Here is a 19,716-nt window from a genome sequence, read left to right on the forward strand (position 1 = left end):
GCGGTTTTCCGGCACCGGGATTGTTCTTGACAGCCCCAGGTGCCTCTGCTAAGATTGCCTATAATCAATCGGAGACATGGTCCGGCAAGCAGCCGGCAAAGGAGGGAAATGCTCGTGTGGCAGAACAAATTCGCCAAGGAAGGACTCACGTTTGACGACGTGCTGCTCATCCCCAGGAAATCGACGATTCTTCCCCGGGACGTAGACGTGTCAACCAGGCTCAGTCCTTCCGTAAAGCTGAACATTCCGTTGATCAGCGCGGGAATGGACACGGTCACGGAATCGGCTTTGGCGATCGCCATCGCCCGGGAAGGCGGCATCGGCATCATTCATAAGAACATGTCGGTAGCTCAGCAAGCGGAAGAAGTCGACCGGGTGAAACGTTCGGAGAGCGGGGTTATCACCAATCCCTTCTCGCTGACCCCGGACCATCACGTATATGACGCGGAAGAACTGATGGGCAAGTATCGCATTTCGGGTGTTCCGATCGTGGACGGAGAAGGCAAGCTGGTCGGGATCCTCACCAATCGCGACTTGCGTTTCGTGCATGATTATTCCATCAAGATCGACAGCGTGATGACGCGCGACAATCTGGTCACCGCCCCGGTAGGCACGACGCTCCAGGAAGCGGAGGTCATTCTTCAGAAGCACAAGATCGAGAAGCTGCCGCTCGTGGACGAAACGAACACGCTCAAGGGCTTGATTACGATCAAGGATATCGAAAAAGCGATCCAGTTCCCGCACGCGGCGAAAGACCAACACGGACGGCTGCTCGTCGGAGCGGCGGTAGGCGTATCGAAAGATACGTTCGAGCGGGCCGAAGCGGTGATTCAGGCGGGGATCGATCTGCTGGTCGTCGACTCCGCGCACGGTCACCACATCGACATCGTGTCGATGGTGCGCAAGCTTCGCGACAAGTATCCGGAATTGCCGATCGTGGCGGGCAACGTGGCGACGGGCGAAGCGACCCGCGAGCTGATCGAAGCCGGGGCCTCGATCGTCAAAGTCGGCATCGGGCCGGGCTCCATCTGCACGACGCGGATCGTCGCCGGCATCGGTGTACCGCAAATCACGGCCATTTACGATTGCGCCACCGTGGCGCGGGAATATAACGTTCCGATTATCGCGGACGGCGGCATCAAGTATTCCGGCGAAGTCACCAAAGCCATCGCGGCGGGAGCGAGCGCGGTCATGCTCGGCAGCTTGTTCGCGGGCACGGAAGAAAGCCCCGGCGAATCGGAAATTTACCAAGGCCGCCGGTACAAGTCGTACCGCGGAATGGGCTCCATCGGCGCCATGAAGGAAGGCAGCAAGGACCGTTACTTCCAAGAGAACGAGAGCAAGCTCGTTCCGGAAGGCATCGAGGGCCGCGTGCCTTACAAAGGGCCGCTCAAGGATACGATTCATCAGTTGATCGGCGGTCTCCGTTCGGGCATGGGCTATTGCGGCACGGGCACGATCGAAGAGCTCAAGAACGACACCGAATTCGTCCGTATTACGGGCGCGGGACTTCGCGAGAGCCATCCGCACGACGTCCAAATCACCAAAGAAGCGCCTAACTATTCCTTATAATTCCGCAGCCATGAAAGCCGCAGGATCGCCGGTATCGCCGGTCCTGCGGTTTTATTTTTTCCATCTCCAGCGAAATGCTGGAATTGATTCGAAAGCCTTTTTTCTCGCCTATTCCCTTATGTTACAATGAAGGTCGTAATTTATCGAAAAGGGAGAGAACGTTTTGAACCGTCCTCATACACCGTATCGTCGTTTGCCATCTATCTCCAAACGCTTCGTCTCCATGTCCGTTTTGTTCGGTATGTTGTCCATGATGCTGTTTGCCGGATCCGCGTCCGCCGCGGCGGCATCCTCTATGCCCGATCTTCAATTGAACGCGCAAGCCGCTTTCCTGATGGATGCGGAGACGGGACAAGTCCTGTACGAGCATAATGCGGACGACAAGCTGCCTCCCGCGAGCATGGCGAAAATGATGACCGAGTATCTCGTGGAAAAAGCCGTCGAACAGGGCAAAATCAAATGGGACGACGTCGTGACCACGGGCGAGAATGCCGCCGCACAAGTCGGCAGCCGCGTATTCTTGGCCAAAGGCGAGAAACATACGGTCAAGGAACTGTACGTCGCCATGGCGGTCGCCTCCGCGAACGACGCCACCGTACAGCTGGCCGAGTTTCTGGGAGGATCCGAGCAGGCCTTCGTCGAGCAAATGAACGAGACCGCGCAGCAGCTCGGCATGAAAAACACCCACTTCGTCAACACGACCGGACTTGACGTTGCGGATATGCCCAAGAACTTCCGTCCATCGGGCGGCGGCGAGACGATGATGTCCGCCCGCGATTCCGCAACTCTTGCGTACCACATTTTGAAGGAAATGCCTCAGTTCCTCGAGGTGTCGAAGATCCCGAGCCTGAAATTCCGGGAGAGGGACAAAACCTCTACGCCGAACTGGAACTGGATGCTGGAATCCAACAAAAACATTCCGAACTTCCGCAAATTCGCGTATCCGGGCGTTGACGGCTTGAAGACGGGCCATACGCCGACGGCCGGTAACTGCTTTACGGGTACGTCGCTCCGCAACGGCACGCGGCTGATCGCGGTCGTGATGAACGTTCCGGGCGGGCTGTACGACGGAACACGATTCCTGGAGACGGCGAAGCTGTTCGATTACGGCTTCAACAATTTCGAGAAGAAGACGATCGTGGAAGCCAAGACGCCCCTGAAAGGCATCGAAACCCTGAAAGTCAGCAAGGGCAAGCATTCCAGCGTACCAGTCGTCACGGGACAAGACGTTACGATCATGGCGCCGAAAGGCTCGACGGTCAACATCACGGAATCGACGATTAAAGCGAACCAGGATCCGCTTCCGGCTCCGGTGAAGCAAGGCGACAAAGTGGGGACCGCTACCGTCAAGTACACCGATCCCGCAACCGGCAAAGAAATGACGGCAACCGTCGATATGGTGGCGAACGACGACGTGAACAAGGCCGGATGGCTGAGCCTGTTCTTCCGCGGTATCGGCCACTTCTTCTCCTCGCTGTTTAAAGGAATCGTCGGTCTTTTCTAAATCCCGACTTAATAGGTTGCCTATTGGTAAACCTTGCTGTAAAATCAAGAGTTAGAATCTTCGGGAGGCATGGATCATGGAAACGGGAACTTCGAGAGTCAAACGCGGCATGGCCGAAATGCAAAAAGGCGGCGTCATCATGGACGTCATGAGCGCCGAGCAAGCTAAAATCGCCGAAGCGGCTGGAGCAACCGCCGTCATGGCGCTGGAACGCGTTCCGTCCGATATTCGGGCAGCCGGCGGCGTAGCGCGCATGGCCGATCCGACGATCGTCGAGGAAGTCATGAAAGTCGTCAGCATTCCGGTTATGGCGAAAGCCCGGATCGGACATTACGTCGAAGCGAAAGTACTGGAATCGCTGGGCGTCGATTACATCGACGAGAGCGAAGTGCTGACCCCTGCGGACGAAGTGTTCCACATCAGCAAAGCTGAATTTACGGTACCGTTCGTTTGCGGCGCGAAAGACCTCGGCGAGGCGCTTCGCCGCATTCAGGAAGGGGCGTCGATGCTTCGCACGAAAGGCGAGCCGGGAACCGGCAACGTCGTCGAAGCGGTCCGCCACCTTCGCCTGATCATGGGCCAAATCCGCAAGGTACAGAACCTGTCCAAGGACGAGCTGTACCATGAAGCCAAAACGCTGGGCGTTCCGTACGACCTGCTGCTTGGCGTGCATGAAACCGGCCGTTTGCCGGTCGTCAACTTCGCCGCCGGCGGCGTAGCGACGCCTGCAGACGCGGCGCTGATGATGCACCTCGGCGCGGACGGCGTGTTCGTCGGATCGGGGATTTTCAAATCCGAAAATCCGGAGAAATTCGCCCGCGCGATCGTGGAAGCCACGACGCATTATGATGACTACGGACTGATCGCCCGCGTTTCGAAAAACCTGGGCGCTCCGATGAAAGGCATTGAGATTTCCAAGCTGGAATCCTCTCAACGCATGCAGGACCGCGGCATCTAAGCTGCACGGAGCCTGACCGATTCAACACGAGATTGTTGCCATCCGGCGGCTTCCCGTTCGGCCCTCATCGGCCGGCAAGGGGGGCCGCCGTGATTGGTTTACCGTAAGAGCGAGGGGAAGGGACCTTATATGAAAATCGGTGTGCTGGCGCTGCAAGGAGCGGTCGCCGAACATATCCGCAGCATCAACCTGGCCGGCGGGGAAGGCGTTGCGGTGAAACGTACGGAGCAGCTGGATGAATTGGACGGGCTGATCATCCCCGGCGGGGAAAGCACGACGATCGGCAAGCTGATGCGCAAATACGGGTTCATGGAAGCCGTTCGCGATTTCGCAGGCAAGGGAAAGCCGCTTTTCGGCACCTGCGCAGGCCTGATCGTGTTGGCGGAACGCCTGGAGAGCGGAGAAGAAGCGCATCTGGGGCTGATGAACATGACGGTAGCCCGGAACGCCTTCGGCCGCCAGCGTGAAAGCTTCGAGACCGAGCTGGACGTCAAGGGGATCGAAACGCCGCTTCGCGCGGTGTTCATCCGGGCTCCCTTGATCAAGGAAGTCGGAGGGAACGTGGAAGTGCTCTCTGCCTATAAGGACGAGATCGTGGCCGCGAAGCAGGACAACCTGCTCGTCTCTTCCTTCCATCCCGAATTGACCGACGATTACCGCTTGCACGGGCTGTTCCTGGATATGGCCCGCCAAGCTCGATAAGGGGGAATTCCCATGCTGGATGTCAAATTGCTTCGGACCGATTTTGACCGCGTGGCGCAATCGCTGAAGAACCGCGGCGCTTCGCTCGAGCTGATCTCCAAATTTCCGGAATACGACACCGCGCGCCGCGAGAAGCTGAGCGAAAGCGAGCAGCTGAAGAATCGCCGCAACGTCGTGTCCCAGGAAGTGGCGAAGCTCAAGAAATCCGGCGGCAACGCCGACGACCTGATCGCCGAGATGCGCGAAGTGGGCGACCGCATCAAGCAGCTCGACGACGAAGTGCGCGTGATCGAGGCGGAAATGGACCTGATGCTCCTATCCGTGCCGAACATGCCGCACGAATCGGTGCCGGTCGGCGCGTCGGAGGAGGACAACGTCGAACTCCGCAGGGAAGGGACCCCGCGGACGTTCGATTTCGAACCGAAGCCGCACTGGGATATCGCTTCGGAGCTCGGAATCCTCGATTTCGAAGCCGCCGCCAAAGTGACCGGCGCTCGTTTCGTATTCTATAAAGGCCTCGGAGCCCGGCTCGAGAGGGCATTGATCAACTTCATGATGGACCTGCACTCGGACCGCCATGGCTACGAGGAAATTTTGCCTCCTTATATCGTCAATCGGGACAGCCTCGTCGGAACGGGCCAGCTGCCGAAGTTCGCCGAGGACCTGTTCAAGCTGGAAAACTCCGATTACTATTTGATTCCGACGGCGGAAGTGCCGGTAACGAATTTCCATCGGGAAGAGATCCTGTCCGCGGAAGATCTGCCGAAGCGTTTCGTCGCCTACAGCAGCTGCTTCCGCTCGGAAGCGGGCTCGGCCGGACGCGATACCCGCGGTCTTATCCGCCAGCACCAGTTCAACAAAGTCGAACTCGTGAAACTGTCCGCTCCGGATTCTTCCTTCGACATGCTGGAGCAGATGACCGGCCATGCGGAGCGCGTACTGCAGCTGCTCGGCCTGCCTTACCGGGTGCTGCTGCTTTGCACGGGAGACATGGGCTTCGGCTCCACGAAGACCTACGACCTCGAAGTGTGGATTCCGAGCGCCGGCGTGTACCGCGAAATCTCTTCCTGCTCGAACATGGGAGATTTCCAGGCACGGCGCGCGGGCATCCGCTATCGTCCGGAAGCGGGCGCGAAGCCGGAATTCGTGCATACGCTGAACGGATCGGGACTGGCCGTCGGCCGCACCGTCGCGGCGCTGATCGAAAATTACCAGAACGCCGACGGAACGGTGACCATTCCCGAAGCGCTCCGTCCGTATATGGGCGGTAACGAGGTAATCGGTCCCAGGGGTTGATGCGAGATTCGGGCATGTGATATGATTACGGGGCAGATTTCGCCTGTTTGGGCTTGATCTGCCCATATCATGGAGAGGTACCGAAGCGGTCATAACGGGGCGGTCTTGAAAACCGTTAGGGTGCAAGCCCACGTGGGTTCGAATCCCACCCTCTCCGCCAAACGACGTATTCCGTTCAGGACGCAAGTGGGTTCGAACGGGCCGTGAAGCAAACATGCCGGGGGCATGTTTGTAGGCCCCGGAATTCGAATCCCACCCTCTCCGCCATAACAACGTATATTAGCGAACCGATCCGCGCTGCGGGTCGGTTTTTTGCGTATGCCGCCAAATGCATAAGAAGAGCGCGCCGAGCCAACCTAACAGGGCGGAGGTGCTGACATGTCAACCCAAGACGAATTGACCGTCCCTCAGGAACAACTGGCCGAAGCGTGGAGGCAGGTGCTTCCCGAACGGCTTCACGGCGGCGACCGGGCGGAGATTATGGCCGACGAAGCCGACCCGAAGGCGCTGCGCGTCCATATCCGGACCGCGGGCCACCAGATGATGGAGTTCGATTTTGCCGTCCGTTACGTCGACAGCCGCGAAATCGACATTCAGCTCACGGACGCCGAAAGAGACGGGCAGACCGTGGACGAACGGAACGACGTGATGCAGGCGCTGATCCAAGACTATCGCCGTCACCTGCATGAGTGCGCCCAGGCGCTGCACGACGTAACCCATGCGTAACGAGGAGGGACATCCGCATGTCGAACGCGAACGGGATGGCCGATAAAAACCTGAGCAACGTCGTGGAGGACCTGGCCAAAAGCCCGGTGAACTCCCACCAGGCTCAGCAGCAACAGCAGGACAGCAATGACCGGCGCCACCAGGCGGCGTTGAACCATGATCATACTCCCGATAGGGACCATCCCAAAACGACCTGACCGAACCCGATAAGGAGGCATTAGCTATGAAACCGAGAGTGCAGTCTGTCGCCCAACCCGGCGAAGGAGAAGCGGGCGGGGGCAACCGCGAGCAGCGCAGCCGGACGCCGACGGAACCGTTGTCCGGGTCCAAAAAAGTCAAAAACCGCAACCATTCTCGTCATAATAACGGAGAAGGCTGATCGGACCCGGCGAACGCCGGGTTTTTCTTATCCGAAATTTTAAGTGTGCAAAAAGTGACACAGATGTTGCCGGCTTGGTATGATAGAAGAAAAGGTACAAAGCACTGAGGAGGCAGATCGATGACCAAGAAAAACAAACCGATTCCCCCGCGCCCCCCGACAGCCGCAGCCAAGGCCGCTATGGCCGCCAAGCACAGCAGCCTTACCCCGTTCGAAATCGTCAGGCGAATCTTCTTCATCATGCTGGGCGCCATTCTGGTCGCTTTCGCACTCGAAACGTTCCTCATCAACAACTCCATCATCGACGGAGGCATTACCGGCATTTCCATCATGTCCTCGTATTTGAGCCATGTGCCGGTCGGCATTTTCCTCTTCGTACTGAACCTTCCTTTTCTCCTGGTCGGATACAAAACCATCGGCAAGACGTTTGCCCTGTCCACCCTGCTCGGCGTCGCGACGCTTTCCGTTACGACCTCGCTGCTGCACAGCTGGAAACCGTTCACGGAGGATACGTTTCTGGCTGCCGTATTCGGCGGGATTTTGCTGGGCGTCGGGACCGGCATCGTCATCCGCGCCGGGGGATCGCTGGACGGAACCGAGATCGTCGCGATTCTCGTGAACAAGAAGACTCCGTTCTCCGTAGGCGAGACCGTTATGTTCATCAACTTCTTCATCCTGGGCAGCGCCGGCTTCGTCTACTCGCTGGACCGCGCATTGTTTTCCCTCATTGCCTACTACATAGCCTTCAAAGCGATCGATCTGACGATCGAAGGATTCGACGAATCCAAGTCCGTTTGGATCATCAGCGACAATTACCGCGAAATCGGCAGCACGATCGTGGACCGGCTGGGCCGCGGAGTCACCTACCTGAACGGGGAAGGCGGCTATTCCGGGGACGACAAGAAGGTGATTTTCGTCGTCATCAACCGTCTGGAGGAAGCCAAGCTGAAGTCCATCGTCACCGAACTCGACGAACATGCATTCCTCGCGGTCGGCAATATCCACGATGTCAAAGGCGGACGGTTTAAAAAGAAGGATATTCATTAATTAGGAATCATATGGAAATGGGCTTTAGTCAGTTTTTAGGCCGAAAAGTCTTTCTAACTCCCCCGAATTAAGATACAATGAACGGAGTTTATTGATCTTTTATTCATGAGGGGAGTTTTTCGCTTTGGTGAAATCCAAAGTCTGGTTATCGCTCGTCGCACTTATGCTGACCGCCGCCTTGTTGCTCGCCGGTTGCAATAGCAGCAGTAAATCGCCGCAGGAAGCTCTGAAGTCTTCTTTGGAGAAATCCGCGGACATTAAGTCTTATAGCTTCAAAGGCAGCATGAAAATCGAGGATCTGAGCTTCCCGGCCGAAGGCGAAGACGCCGCCAGCACGGCTCAGATGATTACGATGTTCAAGGATACGGACATTTCCTGGACCGGCGCGTACAAAGCCGACCCGCTGCATCTTGAAATGACGCTGTCCCTGGCGCTGAAAGGCGACATGGCCGTGAACTTCAACATTCCGATCATCATGGAAAAGGATAAAATGTGGGTGAAAATCCCGAACATTCCTTTCCTTCCGCTGCCGCAAGACATGGTCGGCAAGTTCCTGGAGCTCGACCTGAAGAAGCTGGCCGAACAATCCGGCGAGCCGATGCCGAACATCGATCCCGCGAAATCGAAAGACTTCGTGAACGACGTTCTGGCGATCATTTTCAAAAACGTAGACGAAAAACAATACCTGTCCGACGTGAAAGTGAAAGACGCCGGCCTGCCGGACGACGCGGACGTCAAACAAGTGATCCAATTCAAAGTCGGCAAAGACCAAGTCGAGCCGTTCATCAATACGGCGGTCGAGAAGATCGCGCCCGAAATCATCGACCTGCTGTCCAAAAACACGGCATACCGCGACATGCTCGGCCTGAAACAAGAAGATCTGGACCAAGCGAAGAAAGACCTGGCCGACACGAAGAAAGAAGATATCACCAAGGGCCTGGAAGAGTTCAAAAAATCCGTCAAATCGCTCGACGTCACCGCGAACGTCGGAATCGACGCGAAGGAATACCCGGTGTACACGGACGTGCACGTCAAAACGTCCATCGACGCAGACGGCCAAGCGGGCTCGTTCGCCTTCAAAGTCGTGTCCCAGACGCTCGACATCAACAAAGACGTGAAGCTCGAGTATCCGGACGGACCGAAGGACGTCATCACGATGGACCAATTCGAGCAGCAAATGGACGGCGCGTTCGGCGGAAGCGCAACGGACGACTCCGCAGCGACCGATTCCGGACTGTAAGCCACCATCGCAATAAATAGAAGAGCGTTCCCTCGGGAACGCTCTTTTTAATGTTTCTTTAACTGCGCTGCAAAACGCAAAAATCGCGGTCCCAAGGGACCGCGATCACCGTTATGTATGGTCGAGACGACAGGATTCGAACCTGCGACCTCTTGGTCCCGAACCAAGCGCTCTACCAAGCTGAGCCACGTCTCGATGCCGCCGTTTCCGGCGAACGAATTCGATTATAGCACACACAATTTCAAAAGGGAAGAGCAAGCGAAGGCAAAAAGCCCAGGAATTTATCGGCAATGTTTACACCCGACAAGGGACTGCAATTGGACCCCTTGCTCATACTTTCCAACCTAACATCTTAGTTAAGTTCATTGCCAGCAACCGCGATTCCTGCTAGAATTTATGCAGTCGATATATGCTTATATTTTATAGGAGGTTAACAATAATGAAAAAATGGGGTCTTTTCGCCCTGGCCGCGCTGCTGGTCGTAGCGCTTGCGGCGTGCGGCAAGAAAGACAGCGGGTCCGGCGCTAAAGTATATAAGTTCGCCACGGACGCGGCATACTCGCCGATGGAACTGATGGATAAAGACAAGGTCGTCGGCTTCGACGCCGATTTCCTCGACGCCGTCATGAAGGAAGCCGGTCTGGACTACCAACTGGTCAACACCGGCTGGGATCCGATGCTTCAAAGCGTGAAGGACGGCAAAGAATACGCCGGCGGCATTTCCTCCGTATCCATTACGGATGAGCGCAAGCAGACTTACGATTACTCGGCTCCTTATTTCGAGTCGACGAACATGATCCTGTCCAAAGCGGGCAGCGGGCTGAAAACCGGGCAAGACCTGAAGGACAAGAAAGTGGCCGTACAGATTTCCACCACGGCCGACACGATCATGAGCGACATTATGGGTAAAGACAACACGAACCTGAAACGGTTCGACAGCAATGCTTTGGCGTTCACCGAAATGGAAAGCGGCGGCGTGGACGCGGTCGTAGCGGACGTGGCGATCGTCGGCGAATACCTGAAACAGCATCCGGACAAGAACCTGGAAGGCAATCTCGATCCGAGCTTCCCGTCCGAATTTTACGGCATCCTGCTTCCGAAAGGCAGCGACCTGAAAGCGAAAATCGATCCGGCGATCAAGAAAGTGCTGGAGAGCGGCAAGTACGCCGAGATTTACAAGAAGTGGATCGGCAAGGAACCGAATGTTCAAAACGTATTGAATGCAAAATAAGATTTGCGGGTAAGCATGCGTAATGGTTAACAGTACCGTTACGCATGCTTTTTGCCGGAATCGCACTTAGAAGGGGAGCCTGCCGTGGATTTCAGGTTCGATATTATCTATGACTACGCGCCCCTGTTCCTGAGAGGGACGCTGCTGACGATCGGCATTTCGCTGCTCGGCATTTTGTTCGGGTCCATTCTCGGCCTCGTGATCGGCATCGGCAAAATGTCGCCGAAACGGTACTTGAATTTGCCGACGAGCGCCTACATTAACTTTTTCCGGGGCACACCGCTCCTCGTGCAGGTTTACATCGTTCATTTCGGCATCATTCCCCCGATTTACGGCAGTACGAATGTCATTGTCGCCGCCATCGTCGCGCTGAGTTTGAACTCTGCCGCATACACGGCGGAGATTTACCGCGCCGGCATCCAGTCGATCGACAAAGGCCAGCGCGAAGCCGCCTATTCGCTGGGCATGACGCATCGCCAAGCGATGCGCCACATCATCATTCCGCAGGCCATCAAACGGATGATCCCGGCTTTCGGCAACGAATTCATCGTGCTGATCAAGGACTCTTCGATCGTTTCGGTTATCGCGGCACCTGAACTGATGTACTGGGGCAAAGTCATGCAAACGCAATACTATCGCATATGGGAACCGTATTTAACCGCTGCGGCGATTTATTTCGTACTGACGTACAGCTTGAGCAAACTGCTCGCGTATTTGGAAAGGAAGGTGTGAGGCCATGAATCCGATGATCCGGGTCAAAGGGTTGTCCAAGTCGTATGGTTCGAACACCGTCCTCCAAGACATCAACGTGGAAATCGCGCCGAAGGAAGTCGTCGTCGTCATCGGGCCGTCCGGCTCCGGCAAGTCGACGTTCCTCCGCTGCTTGAACCTGCTTGAAAAGCCGGAGAAGGGCGAGATCTGGGTCGAGAACGACCAGCTGCTCGCCAAAGGCACCGACATTCCGAAAATCCGCTCGGAAATGGGCATGGTGTTCCAACAGTTCAACCTGTTTCCGCACATGAAAGTCATCGACAACATCATGCTGGCGCCGATCCGCGTTCTCAGACGCTCGCCGGAGCAAGCGCGGGCTATAGGGATGGAGCTGCTTCGCAAGGTTGGCCTGGAGGCCAAAGCCGACGTTTACCCGGCGTCCCTGTCCGGTGGACAGGCACAGCGGGTGGCGATCGCACGGGCGCTCGCCATGGAGCCGAAAATCATGCTGTTCGACGAACCGACCTCCGCGCTCGATCCGGAAATGGTCGGCGAAGTGCTCGGCGTCATGAAGACGCTCGCCAAGGAAGGCATGACGATGGTCGTCGTCACGCACGAGATGGGATTCGCCCGCGAAGTCGGCGACCGCATTCTGTTCATGGACGGAGGCTACGTCGTGGAAGAAGGCAAACCCGAAGAATTGTTCGGGGCGCCGAAGCACGAACGCACCCAAAGCTTCCTGTCGAAGGTCCTGTAAACGAGGATAAAAACGGTTCGGAACCCACGAATAACGGTTTGGCAAGCGAACGATTTGTGTTATAATGTTCATTGCTGTGGCCCCGTAGCTCAGTGGATAGAGCATCGGTTTCCTAAACCGTGTGTCGGACGTTCGAGTCGTCTCGGGGCCGCCAATTGTTTACATGAACTCGTATATGACATCGAATGTGAAAGTCCCGGCAGGAGCTGCCGGGACTTTATTTTAAGGGGGAAAAGCGGATGGCGGCGAACATCCGGGATGTCGCCAAGGCGGCCGGGGTTTCGGTGGCGACCGTTTCGAAGGTGCTGAACGGGTACACGACGGTAAGCCAGAAAACCAAAGAAAAGGTGCTGGGCATCGTACGGGACTTGGACTTCCAGCCGAATGCGGCGGCCCGTTCGCTGGTCGGCCAACGCTCGATGACGCTGGGCGTTTATTTGACGACCGGTTTGACCCATCCGTTCTTCTCCAATATTCTGGCCGGTATGGAACAGGGGCTGAAGGCGAGGGGATACGACCTCATCTATCTGGCCCAGCTCTCTTACGGCAGCAAGGAATACAACCTCGTTCGCCATTGTCGGACGCGCAACGTGGAAGGCATCGTCGTGTTTGGCTTCTCCCACGAGGAGATGAACATCGAAGAATTGATCGAATCGCGCATTCCGTCGGTATTCATCGATTTGGACGTCAAAGGGCCCCGCGCGGGTTACGTGAGCTCGGATAACGTCGGCGGCATCGAGCAGGCCGTCCGCTATTTGCACGGGCTCGGCCATACGCGGATCGGGCTGATCTCCGACCTGCCCGACACGTACGTCGGCCGCCTGCGCCTCGTCGGTTACCGTTCGGGCTTGAGGGCGGCAGGGTTGCCTTATGCGGAGGAGACGGTCGCCTTCGGCGATTATTCGAGAGAGCAAGGCTATGAAGCCATGCGTAAGCTGCTTGCGGCCTCCCGCCCGCCGACGGCGGTCGTCTGCTGCTCCGACTACGGCGCCCTGGGCGCGATCGACGCGATCACAGAGGCCGGCTTATCCGTGCCGAACGACATTTCCGTCATCGGCTTCGACGACCTCGAGCTCGCCCGCAACGTCCGGCCGGCGCTGACGACGGTCCGGCAGGACATGCTCAGCATCGGAAAGCGTTCGGTCGAGCTGCTCGACGAGATGATCCACGACGATGAATATCCGGCGCCGGCCGTCATTTTCCCGACCGAGCTGATCGAGCGCGGGACTTGCGCGCCTCCTAAAACCCTGAACTCATAAATAATCGTTCACGATCGCACGGATTCGTTTAAGCCCGGCCCACATATCGCCCGGACCGTCGTAGATCAGCACGACGGCCCCGTTGTAGCCGGTCTGCTTGACCGTATCCAGGCAGCGTCTGAACTCGGCTTCGTCCGGCAGCCCATTGGCGTCGTAAGCGGCTTTCGCGTGAACGGAGACGCTGTGCGGCAGAATGGACAGGAATTCATCGTATTTCGTCGGAGCCTGGAAGTTGCCGAAATCCGTAATGAACCCGATCGCGTCCCCCGTCAGCTCGAGCAGCTTGGAGCAACTCGCTCCCGTCCGAGTCAGCGATTGAAAGTTTTCCGATACGACCCGCACGCCGCGGCCGTTCGCGTATTCCGCCAGCTCCGTCAACCGGGCCGCGGAATCGCGGATGGCCGCTTCGTCCGTATGCGGGGCCTGTCCGGCGACGACGCGGATTCTTTTCGCGCCTGCGGCGGCCGCGATGTCGATCCAGCGGCGAACGAGCGCCAAGTCCGCTTCCAGCCGGACCGGGTCTCCGGTCGTGATGTCCCCGTAATCGAGCAGCAGCGTATCGAAGGAGAGCCCCGCTTTCGCAAAGGCTTCCTTCAGCGATGCCAAATACGCAGGCTCGACGGAAGGAAAATGGAAGTGGCACACCTCCACCGCTTGATAGCCCCGTTCTGCCGCCTCTCCGGGCAGCTCCAGCAAAGAAAATTCCTCCGGCTGCGGTTGTTCGTTCGTCACGTGAGACCGGCTGGCCTCGTCCCAGGCCGTCCACCGCAATGGGCCCAGCAGCCGGTGAAGGCTCCATGTACTGACCGATAAATAAGACATCCGTTTTCCTCCCTCGCCTATGGCGGTCCATTCCTACACCGCTATCGTAGCCTTCGGGGCAACAAAAAAGAAGGCCGGTTAAGGCCTTCTTTGTATCCGATTGTGTCATGCTTCGTCGCGGAGCTCTTCGATGAGGTTGGCTTTGGCCATCCGGCGGAGAGGTCCCTGCACGGACAGCAGGCCGACGCCTAGGGCGAATACGCAGGCGATGACGGCACCGGTCCAGGGGAATTGGAAGGGCATGCCCTGGATGTTCGACAGCTGGCTGAACAGGAAGTAGCTGAGCGCACCTCCGAGCAGCAGGCCCCATAGGCTGCCGATGACGCCGAACCATACGCCTTCCGCCGTCGCCATTTTGCGGATTTGGCCCATCGTCATGCCGACCGCTTGGAGCAGCCCGATCTCGCGGCGGCGAAGCAGCAGGTTGGTCTGCACCGTGTTGATGATGTTCAAGCTGCCGATCAGTCCGATCACGAGCAGAAAGCCGTAAACGAAGATCTGCATTTGCAGCGCGAATTGGCGCTCCTGCTTCTGTTGGTCCACGATGTTGATCAGCTGCACGCCCGGAAGGTCGGCTGCGATTCGCTCCAGCGCGATTCGGACGGGTTCGGAGTCGGCACCGTCCTTGAGGGCGACCGAAAGGCCCATGACCGCGGTACCGAACGGGCGATTGGCGGGCGGGGCCGCCTCGATCAGCTTGGCGATCGTCGCCTTGGTGCCGATGACGGTGAGGGCGCTAGGCTGATAGGCCGAATCGAATGGCGATTGGGACAGGATTCCCGCCACTTTCACGCGGCGAACGGACTTCGCATCGGAGAGATCATCGCCGAACTGCAAAGCGATCGTATCTCCAATTTTATAACGGGCCAAGGGCAGGATTTCCTTCTTTTTCTCGTTCGGGCTGTACGGCCGTACCGTCTGAATGAGGATCACGGCGTCCTCCGCGGACATCCGGTCGGCATCGACCGTACCCGAGGACAGAAACCGCTTCGCTTTCTCCAGCTTGGCATCGTCATACAGCTGCAGGTTCACGGGAACTCCGCTGCCTTCCGCCTCGGGGGTTTTCCCTTTCTCCCACTGGATGCCGGCCGCCTCGGCGAAAGCCGGATTCAGCTTCTCGTCCGGAACGAGGGCATTCACGGAGGGGAGATCATACCGGCCATAGATGCCTTCCACGCCGGGGAGGTCTGCGATCTTTCGCATCGTCTCGGGCGTGACGATATCCGGCACCGTGCCTGCCGTGCCGTCGCTTTCCTGCGTCGGAATGGAGTAACGATTCAATTCGAAGGCAATCTTGTTGTTCTCGGTCGTATCCACCGTCAGCTTGAAGGCTTCCTGGGTAAAATAGTGGAACACGATGAACAGCATGACGCTGACGACGATCGAAAACGTCGTGATCCGGAATTTCGTGCGGTTGCGCCGGATGTTCTGGGACGCCATCTTGCCTTCGATCCCCAGCAGACGGAGCGGGGAAGGCAGGCGAGCGCGCCGGTACGATTCGCGGACGATGCTTCCCGCCCCTTTGACGGCGTCCACCGGCGACACTTTGGCCGCTTTCCGGGCCGGCAGCCAAGCGGCGACGTAGACGGCGGCCAAGCTGACGCCGACGCTGACGCCCATGATCCACCAGTGGAAGGTCAGCCGGAAATCCTCCATTTGCAAAATGTTGAAGCCGCCTTGGATCATGAGCCAGAGCGCCAGCCATAAGCCGCCCCAGCCGACCGCGAGGCCGACGGGGATGCCGATCAACGCCAGCGTTGAAGCTTCATTGAGCACCAGGTTGCGGATTTGCCGGGGAGTAGCCCCGATGGTCCGAAGCAAGCCGAATTGCCGGATCCTCTCGATGACCGAGATATGGAACGCATTATAAATCACCGCAATGGTGGACAGCACGACAAGTCCGACGAGCGTGCCGAAAATGATGATCAGCGCTTTGTTGAGCCCGCTGTCCGCCGACTCTCCCATGAGCGTGAGGACGTTCCGGTTCGTGGCGAATGGCGTGCCCAGCTTCTCGAACTCGGCCAGGTGATCGCTGATGTCGACGCCTTTCTTGAACGTCACGAACAGCTGGTCGGAAAGGCCGGCGCCGGGATCGCCGGCGGGTTCGCGAAGCAGCGTGTACGCCGGCGAGGCTTGCTGTACCTGGGTGTATTTTTGGTTGACGAGGATGCCGACCAGCCGGTAGCCATGCGGTTTGCCGTCCGGGGCGTTCAAAGTGACGGAATCCCTGAGCTTCGGTTTGCCCGGAAGCCGATCGACGATCCATTCTTCCAAGACGGCTTCGTCGGCGGTCTCCGGAAGCCGTCCCGACGCCAGATGGATCGGCAGCAGCCGGAACGCGTCATCATTCGCTTCCTCCACGTATAGCTTGTAAGTGCCGTCGATTTGCGTTTCCGCGCCGGAACGGATTCTGCCGACCTGGCCGACCAGGGCATGGTTTTTCAGTTTGTCGTACAATCCGGGCGATGGCTGGGAGTAGGCGAAATGGAAGGAGCCGTTTTCCGCGATTTGCTGCTGCAGCTGATTGTCCTTCAGCGCTTGGCCCATCGTGAGGAGCGCGCTGATGAGCGCGACGGACAGCACGATGCCGAGCACGGTCAGCGCGGAACGGCGCCGTTGCTGTTTCAAATACCGGCCCGACAGGAGGGTATAGCCTTTCATGCCCCGTTCCTCCCGCCGTTGTCGTGGATCAGCCGCCCGTCCTGCATCCGCAGGACGCGGTCGGCTTCCGCCGCGACGTTCAGGTCATGGGAGATCACGATGACGGTCTGGTGGAATTGGCGAACGGCCAGCTTCAGCAGCTCCAGTACCTCGCGGCCGTTGGCGGTGTCCAGGTTGCCCGTCGGCTCGTCGGCCAGCACGATCGCGGGGCGGTACGCCAATGCCCTGCCGATGGCGACACGCTGCTGCTGGCCGCCGGACAGCTCGGAAGGGAGATGTTTGCGGCGTTCGTCGAGACCGAGCGTCTTGATGAGGTCGTCGACGTAAGCCTTGTCCGGTTGGCGGTGGTCCAGCAGAAGCGGGAGCTGGATGTTCTCCTCGACGTTCAGCACCGGGATGAGGTTGTAGGATTGAAAAATAAAGCCGATCTTGCGGCGGCGGAACACCGCTCTTTCTTTCTCTTTCAGGCCGTAGAGGTCTTCACCGTCGATCAGGACATGGCCGGAGGACGGTCTGTCCAGTCCGCCCAGCAAATGCAGCAGCGTGCTCTTGCCGGATCCGCTGGCGCCGACTACGGCCACGAATTCTCCTTGCTTCACGGAAAAAGACACGTCCTTGAGCGCGTCTACTTGGGTGCTGCCTTTGCCGTAGCTTTTGCAGAGCCCGTCGGTTTGGATTACGTTCATCTTCTTCGTTCCCCGCTTTCTCGTTCTTGGGGACAGTATAACGCGCGAACCTTACAACTCCGCCGTGTCTTCGCTTACAGTATTGTAAGCTGCGTTTCCTTCCGGAGCCGGCAAGGGGTGCAGAGGCAGAGTCAGCACGAACCGCGAGCCGCCTTCGGATCGGCTTGCGGCGGACAGCATGCCTCCATGTCTCTCGGCGATCGTTTTGGCGAGCGGCAGGCCCAGACCGACGCCGCTTCCGCCTGAGGAGCCGCGGTAAAACTTCCGGAAAATGCGGGGAAGCTCGGCCTCCGCGATCCCTGGGCCATCGTCTTCTATATAGAAGCGGAGGAAAATAGGCGTCTTCTCCCAGCCTGCGCGGACGATGCCGCCGGACGGGCTGTGCTCCACCGCGTTTTTCAGCAGGTTGGCGATCGCTTCCGCGAGCCAGCGGGAATCGTGGGGCACCTCGGTAAGTTCCGCGGCTTCGGGAGATGGCGGGACCGTGACGATGGACACTTGCCGGTCTTCAGCCAGGCGACGGACGGCATTAAGGGCACGTTCGACGGTGTACGGGATGGAAGCGGGACGGATCTGCAGCAGCATGGCGTCGGCTTCGAGGCGGGCAAGCTTCAGCAGCGTCAGCGTGAGCCACTCCATCCGGTCCAGCTCCCGTCGGCACGTCCCGAGAAATTCCCGGGTACGTTCCTCGTCGACGTTGCCTTCCAGCAGCAGGTCGGTATAAATGATCAAAGACGACAGAGGCGTCTTGAGCTGATGGGAGATGTCGGCGATCGTGTCTTTCAGAAATTCCTTGTCCGCGTGCAGCTGCCCGATCGTTTCCCGCAGCCGGATCGACAGCTCCTGCACGCCGCTCGCGAGTATGCCGAGCTCGCCTTCCCCGTACAATCGGAACGCCATCGGGCGGTTGTGCTTCACCGTATCCTCCAGGGTTAAGGCCAGCCTGTGGATATCCGCCAATTGACGGCGGTATTCCCGCACGAGAAGGACCGCAAGCAGGACCGCCAAAAGAACGATACCCGCGAACAAGGCCGCCAGCGAGCGGTCCCGATAGCCGGACACGATCGGCTCCAGACCGGCATTCAATGCCGGCGTCAATCCGTATGGTTCCGTCAACTGACGGCCTTTCTCCCGGTCTGCCGACGTGAGAGTGTCCGGATTCGCGAGCAGGCGGGCCCATTCATCGGCTTTGGCGGGATCGTCGGCGGAGAGCCTGCCGATGATCGCCGTCTGCCTGGAGAGCCACTCGTTATGCAGCCGATCCGCCGATCGCTCTACGTACAGCCAAGCCAGCACCGCCGAGAGCAGCACGATCCCGGCGAGGATCCAGGCGAGCCGCCGAACGGGCGGGTTCCGCCAGATGCGGGCGGCGCCCAACCGGACGGACGTCATCCGTTCCATCGGTACCCCGCCCCCCGGACCGTGAGAATCCGCTGCGGATTTTGCGGGTCGTCCTCGATCTTCTCCCGAAGCCTTCGGACGTTGACGGCGACCGTGTTGTCGTCCAGAATGTCCACGCCGTCCGGCCAGACGTTCCGGATGATCCGGTCTTTGGACAGCACCGCCCGGGGATTGGCGAGGAACAAGGCCAGCAGCCGGTATTCGGTCAGGCTGAGCGGAATATCCAGGCCGTCTTTCTCGACCCGCATCTCTTGGGCATGCAGGACGAGTCCGCCCGACGAGGCCGGTCTTTCCGAGCGTTCGGCGGAAGCCGCCGCGGTTCTGCGCATGACGGCCTGCACCCGCGACAGGAACTCCCGCAGCCGGAACGGCTTCGTAATGTAATCGTCCCCGCCGAGATCGAGTCCGCGGACGACGTCGATTTCCTGGTCGCTCGCGGTCAGAAATATGATCGGAACAGAGGAACGGCGGCGGACCTCCGCGCAGAAATCGAAACCGTTGCCGTCGGGGAGCTGCACGTCGAGCAGCACCAGCCCGAAATCGCTCTGAGCCAGTAAGGACCGGGCCTCGGACAGCGTTCTAGCACCCTGAGTGTCGAAGCCCTCCTGCTCCAGCGTGAACTGAATTCCCCTGTGCAACGATTCGTCATCCTCCACGAGTAACACCTTCGTTCCCACCGCGGTCATGCTCCTTCCTACTGCTAAATATCTGGATATAAATGTTATTTTGCCAGTTTTATGACTATAGTCCCGGGTTTGTCGGAA

General features: G+C 58.4%; 19 protein-coding genes and 3 tRNA genes. 16 read left to right on the plus strand and 6 right to left on the minus strand.

Going from position 1 to position 19,716, the window contains the following annotated elements; all coding sequences use genetic code 11:
* Nucleotides 1–114 precede the first annotated feature (114 nt).
* The 11 genes from guaB to EAV92_RS20060 all read left to right on the plus strand — a co-directional run bounded on the left by guaB (nucleotide 115) and on the right by EAV92_RS20060 (nucleotide 9,424).
* Nucleotides 115–1,572, plus strand: a complete 1,458-nt coding sequence (gene guaB / locus EAV92_RS20010; protein ID WP_123043824.1) for an IMP dehydrogenase — start codon at nucleotides 115–117, stop codon at nucleotides 1,570–1,572.
* 163 nt (nucleotides 1,573–1,735) lie between these two features.
* Complete coding sequence (locus tag EAV92_RS20015; protein WP_123042728.1) at nucleotides 1,736–3,076, plus strand: D-alanyl-D-alanine carboxypeptidase family protein; 1,341 nt, start codon at nucleotides 1,736–1,738, stop codon at nucleotides 3,074–3,076.
* A gap of 73 nt (nucleotides 3,077–3,149) precedes the next feature.
* A complete protein-coding gene (gene pdxS / locus EAV92_RS20020; RefSeq protein ID WP_206424339.1) occupies nucleotides 3,150–4,034 on the plus strand; it encodes a pyridoxal 5'-phosphate synthase lyase subunit PdxS in 885 nt (294 codons plus the stop codon).
* 129 nt (nucleotides 4,035–4,163) lie between these two features.
* Nucleotides 4,164–4,736 (plus strand): pyridoxal 5'-phosphate synthase glutaminase subunit PdxT, encoded by a 573-nt coding sequence (gene pdxT, locus EAV92_RS20025; protein ID WP_123042730.1) that lies wholly within the window; start codon nucleotides 4,164–4,166, stop codon nucleotides 4,734–4,736.
* A gap of 12 nt (nucleotides 4,737–4,748) precedes the next feature.
* The gene (serS, locus tag EAV92_RS20030; protein WP_123042731.1) at nucleotides 4,749–6,032 is read left to right on the plus strand and encodes a serine--tRNA ligase; all 1,284 of its coding nucleotides are present in this window, start codon (nucleotides 4,749–4,751) and stop codon (nucleotides 6,030–6,032) included.
* A 71-nt stretch (nucleotides 6,033–6,103) separates the two neighbouring features.
* A tRNA-Ser gene (locus EAV92_RS20035) sits at nucleotides 6,104–6,192 on the plus strand.
* Nucleotides 6,193–6,410: 218 nt separating this feature from the next.
* Nucleotides 6,411–6,758: a hypothetical protein gene (locus tag EAV92_RS20040; RefSeq protein WP_123042732.1), complete on the plus strand. Its 348-nt coding sequence runs from the start codon at nucleotides 6,411–6,413 to the stop codon at nucleotides 6,756–6,758.
* 17 nt (nucleotides 6,759–6,775) lie between these two features.
* On the plus strand, nucleotides 6,776–6,955 hold the full coding sequence (locus EAV92_RS20045) for a hypothetical protein (RefSeq protein ID WP_123042733.1): 180 nt from the start codon (nucleotides 6,776–6,778) through the stop codon (nucleotides 6,953–6,955).
* A 26-nt stretch (nucleotides 6,956–6,981) separates the two neighbouring features.
* The gene (locus EAV92_RS20050; RefSeq protein WP_123042734.1) at nucleotides 6,982–7,137 is read left to right on the plus strand and encodes a small acid-soluble spore protein P; all 156 of its coding nucleotides are present in this window, start codon (nucleotides 6,982–6,984) and stop codon (nucleotides 7,135–7,137) included.
* A gap of 180 nt (nucleotides 7,138–7,317) precedes the next feature.
* Nucleotides 7,318–8,184 carry a YitT family protein gene (locus tag EAV92_RS20055; RefSeq protein ID WP_123043825.1) on the plus strand — a complete coding sequence of 289 codons (867 nt, stop codon included), beginning with the start codon at nucleotides 7,318–7,320 and terminating at the stop codon, nucleotides 8,182–8,184.
* Between the two features lie 124 nt (nucleotides 8,185–8,308).
* A complete protein-coding gene (locus EAV92_RS20060; RefSeq protein WP_123042735.1) occupies nucleotides 8,309–9,424 on the plus strand; it encodes a hypothetical protein in 1,116 nt (371 codons plus the stop codon).
* Nucleotides 9,425–9,542: 118 nt separating this feature from the next.
* Here EAV92_RS20060 and EAV92_RS20065 read toward each other — a convergent pair.
* A tRNA-Pro gene (locus tag EAV92_RS20065) sits at nucleotides 9,543–9,619 on the minus strand.
* Nucleotides 9,620–9,863: 244 nt separating this feature from the next.
* Here EAV92_RS20065 and EAV92_RS20070 point away from each other — a divergent pair.
* From EAV92_RS20070 to EAV92_RS20090, 5 genes are all read left to right on the plus strand, one after another.
* Nucleotides 9,864–10,655, plus strand: a complete 792-nt coding sequence (locus EAV92_RS20070) for a transporter substrate-binding domain-containing protein (RefSeq protein ID WP_123042736.1) — start codon at nucleotides 9,864–9,866, stop codon at nucleotides 10,653–10,655.
* A gap of 84 nt (nucleotides 10,656–10,739) precedes the next feature.
* A complete protein-coding gene (locus tag EAV92_RS20075) occupies nucleotides 10,740–11,387 on the plus strand; it encodes an amino acid ABC transporter permease (RefSeq protein ID WP_123042737.1) in 648 nt (215 codons plus the stop codon).
* 13 nt (nucleotides 11,388–11,400) lie between these two features.
* Nucleotides 11,401–12,123, plus strand: a complete 723-nt coding sequence (locus tag EAV92_RS20080; RefSeq protein WP_123043826.1) for an amino acid ABC transporter ATP-binding protein — start codon at nucleotides 11,401–11,403, stop codon at nucleotides 12,121–12,123.
* A 78-nt stretch (nucleotides 12,124–12,201) separates the two neighbouring features.
* A tRNA-Arg gene (locus EAV92_RS20085) sits at nucleotides 12,202–12,277 on the plus strand.
* Between the two features lie 85 nt (nucleotides 12,278–12,362).
* Nucleotides 12,363–13,382: a LacI family DNA-binding transcriptional regulator gene (locus EAV92_RS20090; protein ID WP_123042738.1), complete on the plus strand. Its 1,020-nt coding sequence runs from the start codon at nucleotides 12,363–12,365 to the stop codon at nucleotides 13,380–13,382.
* On the opposite strand, the gene EAV92_RS20095 is transcribed toward EAV92_RS20090, so the two are convergent.
* The 5 genes from EAV92_RS20095 to EAV92_RS20115 all read right to left on the minus strand — a co-directional run bounded on the left by EAV92_RS20095 (nucleotide 13,377) and on the right by EAV92_RS20115 (nucleotide 19,629).
* Nucleotides 13,377–14,204: a sugar phosphate isomerase/epimerase family protein gene (locus EAV92_RS20095; RefSeq protein WP_123042739.1), complete on the minus strand. Its 828-nt coding sequence runs from the start codon at nucleotides 14,202–14,204 to the stop codon at nucleotides 13,377–13,379. The genes EAV92_RS20090 and EAV92_RS20095 overlap by 6 nt on opposite strands.
* A 105-nt stretch (nucleotides 14,205–14,309) precedes the next feature.
* On the minus strand, nucleotides 14,310–16,865 hold the full coding sequence (locus EAV92_RS20100) for an ABC transporter permease (RefSeq protein ID WP_123042740.1): 2,556 nt from the start codon (nucleotides 16,863–16,865) through the stop codon (nucleotides 14,310–14,312).
* On the minus strand, nucleotides 16,862–17,551 hold the full coding sequence (locus tag EAV92_RS20105) for an ABC transporter ATP-binding protein (protein ID WP_123042741.1): 690 nt from the start codon (nucleotides 17,549–17,551) through the stop codon (nucleotides 16,862–16,864). The genes EAV92_RS20100 and EAV92_RS20105 overlap by 4 nt, the downstream gene beginning before the upstream one ends.
* A gap of 51 nt (nucleotides 17,552–17,602) precedes the next feature.
* The gene (locus EAV92_RS20110; protein WP_123042742.1) at nucleotides 17,603–18,952 is read right to left on the minus strand and encodes a sensor histidine kinase; all 1,350 of its coding nucleotides are present in this window, start codon (nucleotides 18,950–18,952) and stop codon (nucleotides 17,603–17,605) included.
* On the minus strand, nucleotides 18,940–19,629 hold the full coding sequence (locus EAV92_RS20115) for a response regulator transcription factor (RefSeq protein ID WP_206424243.1): 690 nt from the start codon (nucleotides 19,627–19,629) through the stop codon (nucleotides 18,940–18,942). Before EAV92_RS20115 ends, EAV92_RS20110 begins: the two co-directional genes overlap by 13 nt.
* Nucleotides 19,630–19,716: the final 87 nt, after the last annotated feature.

The sequence above is a fragment of the Cohnella candidum genome (assembly GCF_003713065.1).
Taxonomy (GTDB): Bacteria; Bacillota; Bacilli; order Paenibacillales; family Paenibacillaceae; genus Cohnella; species Cohnella candidum.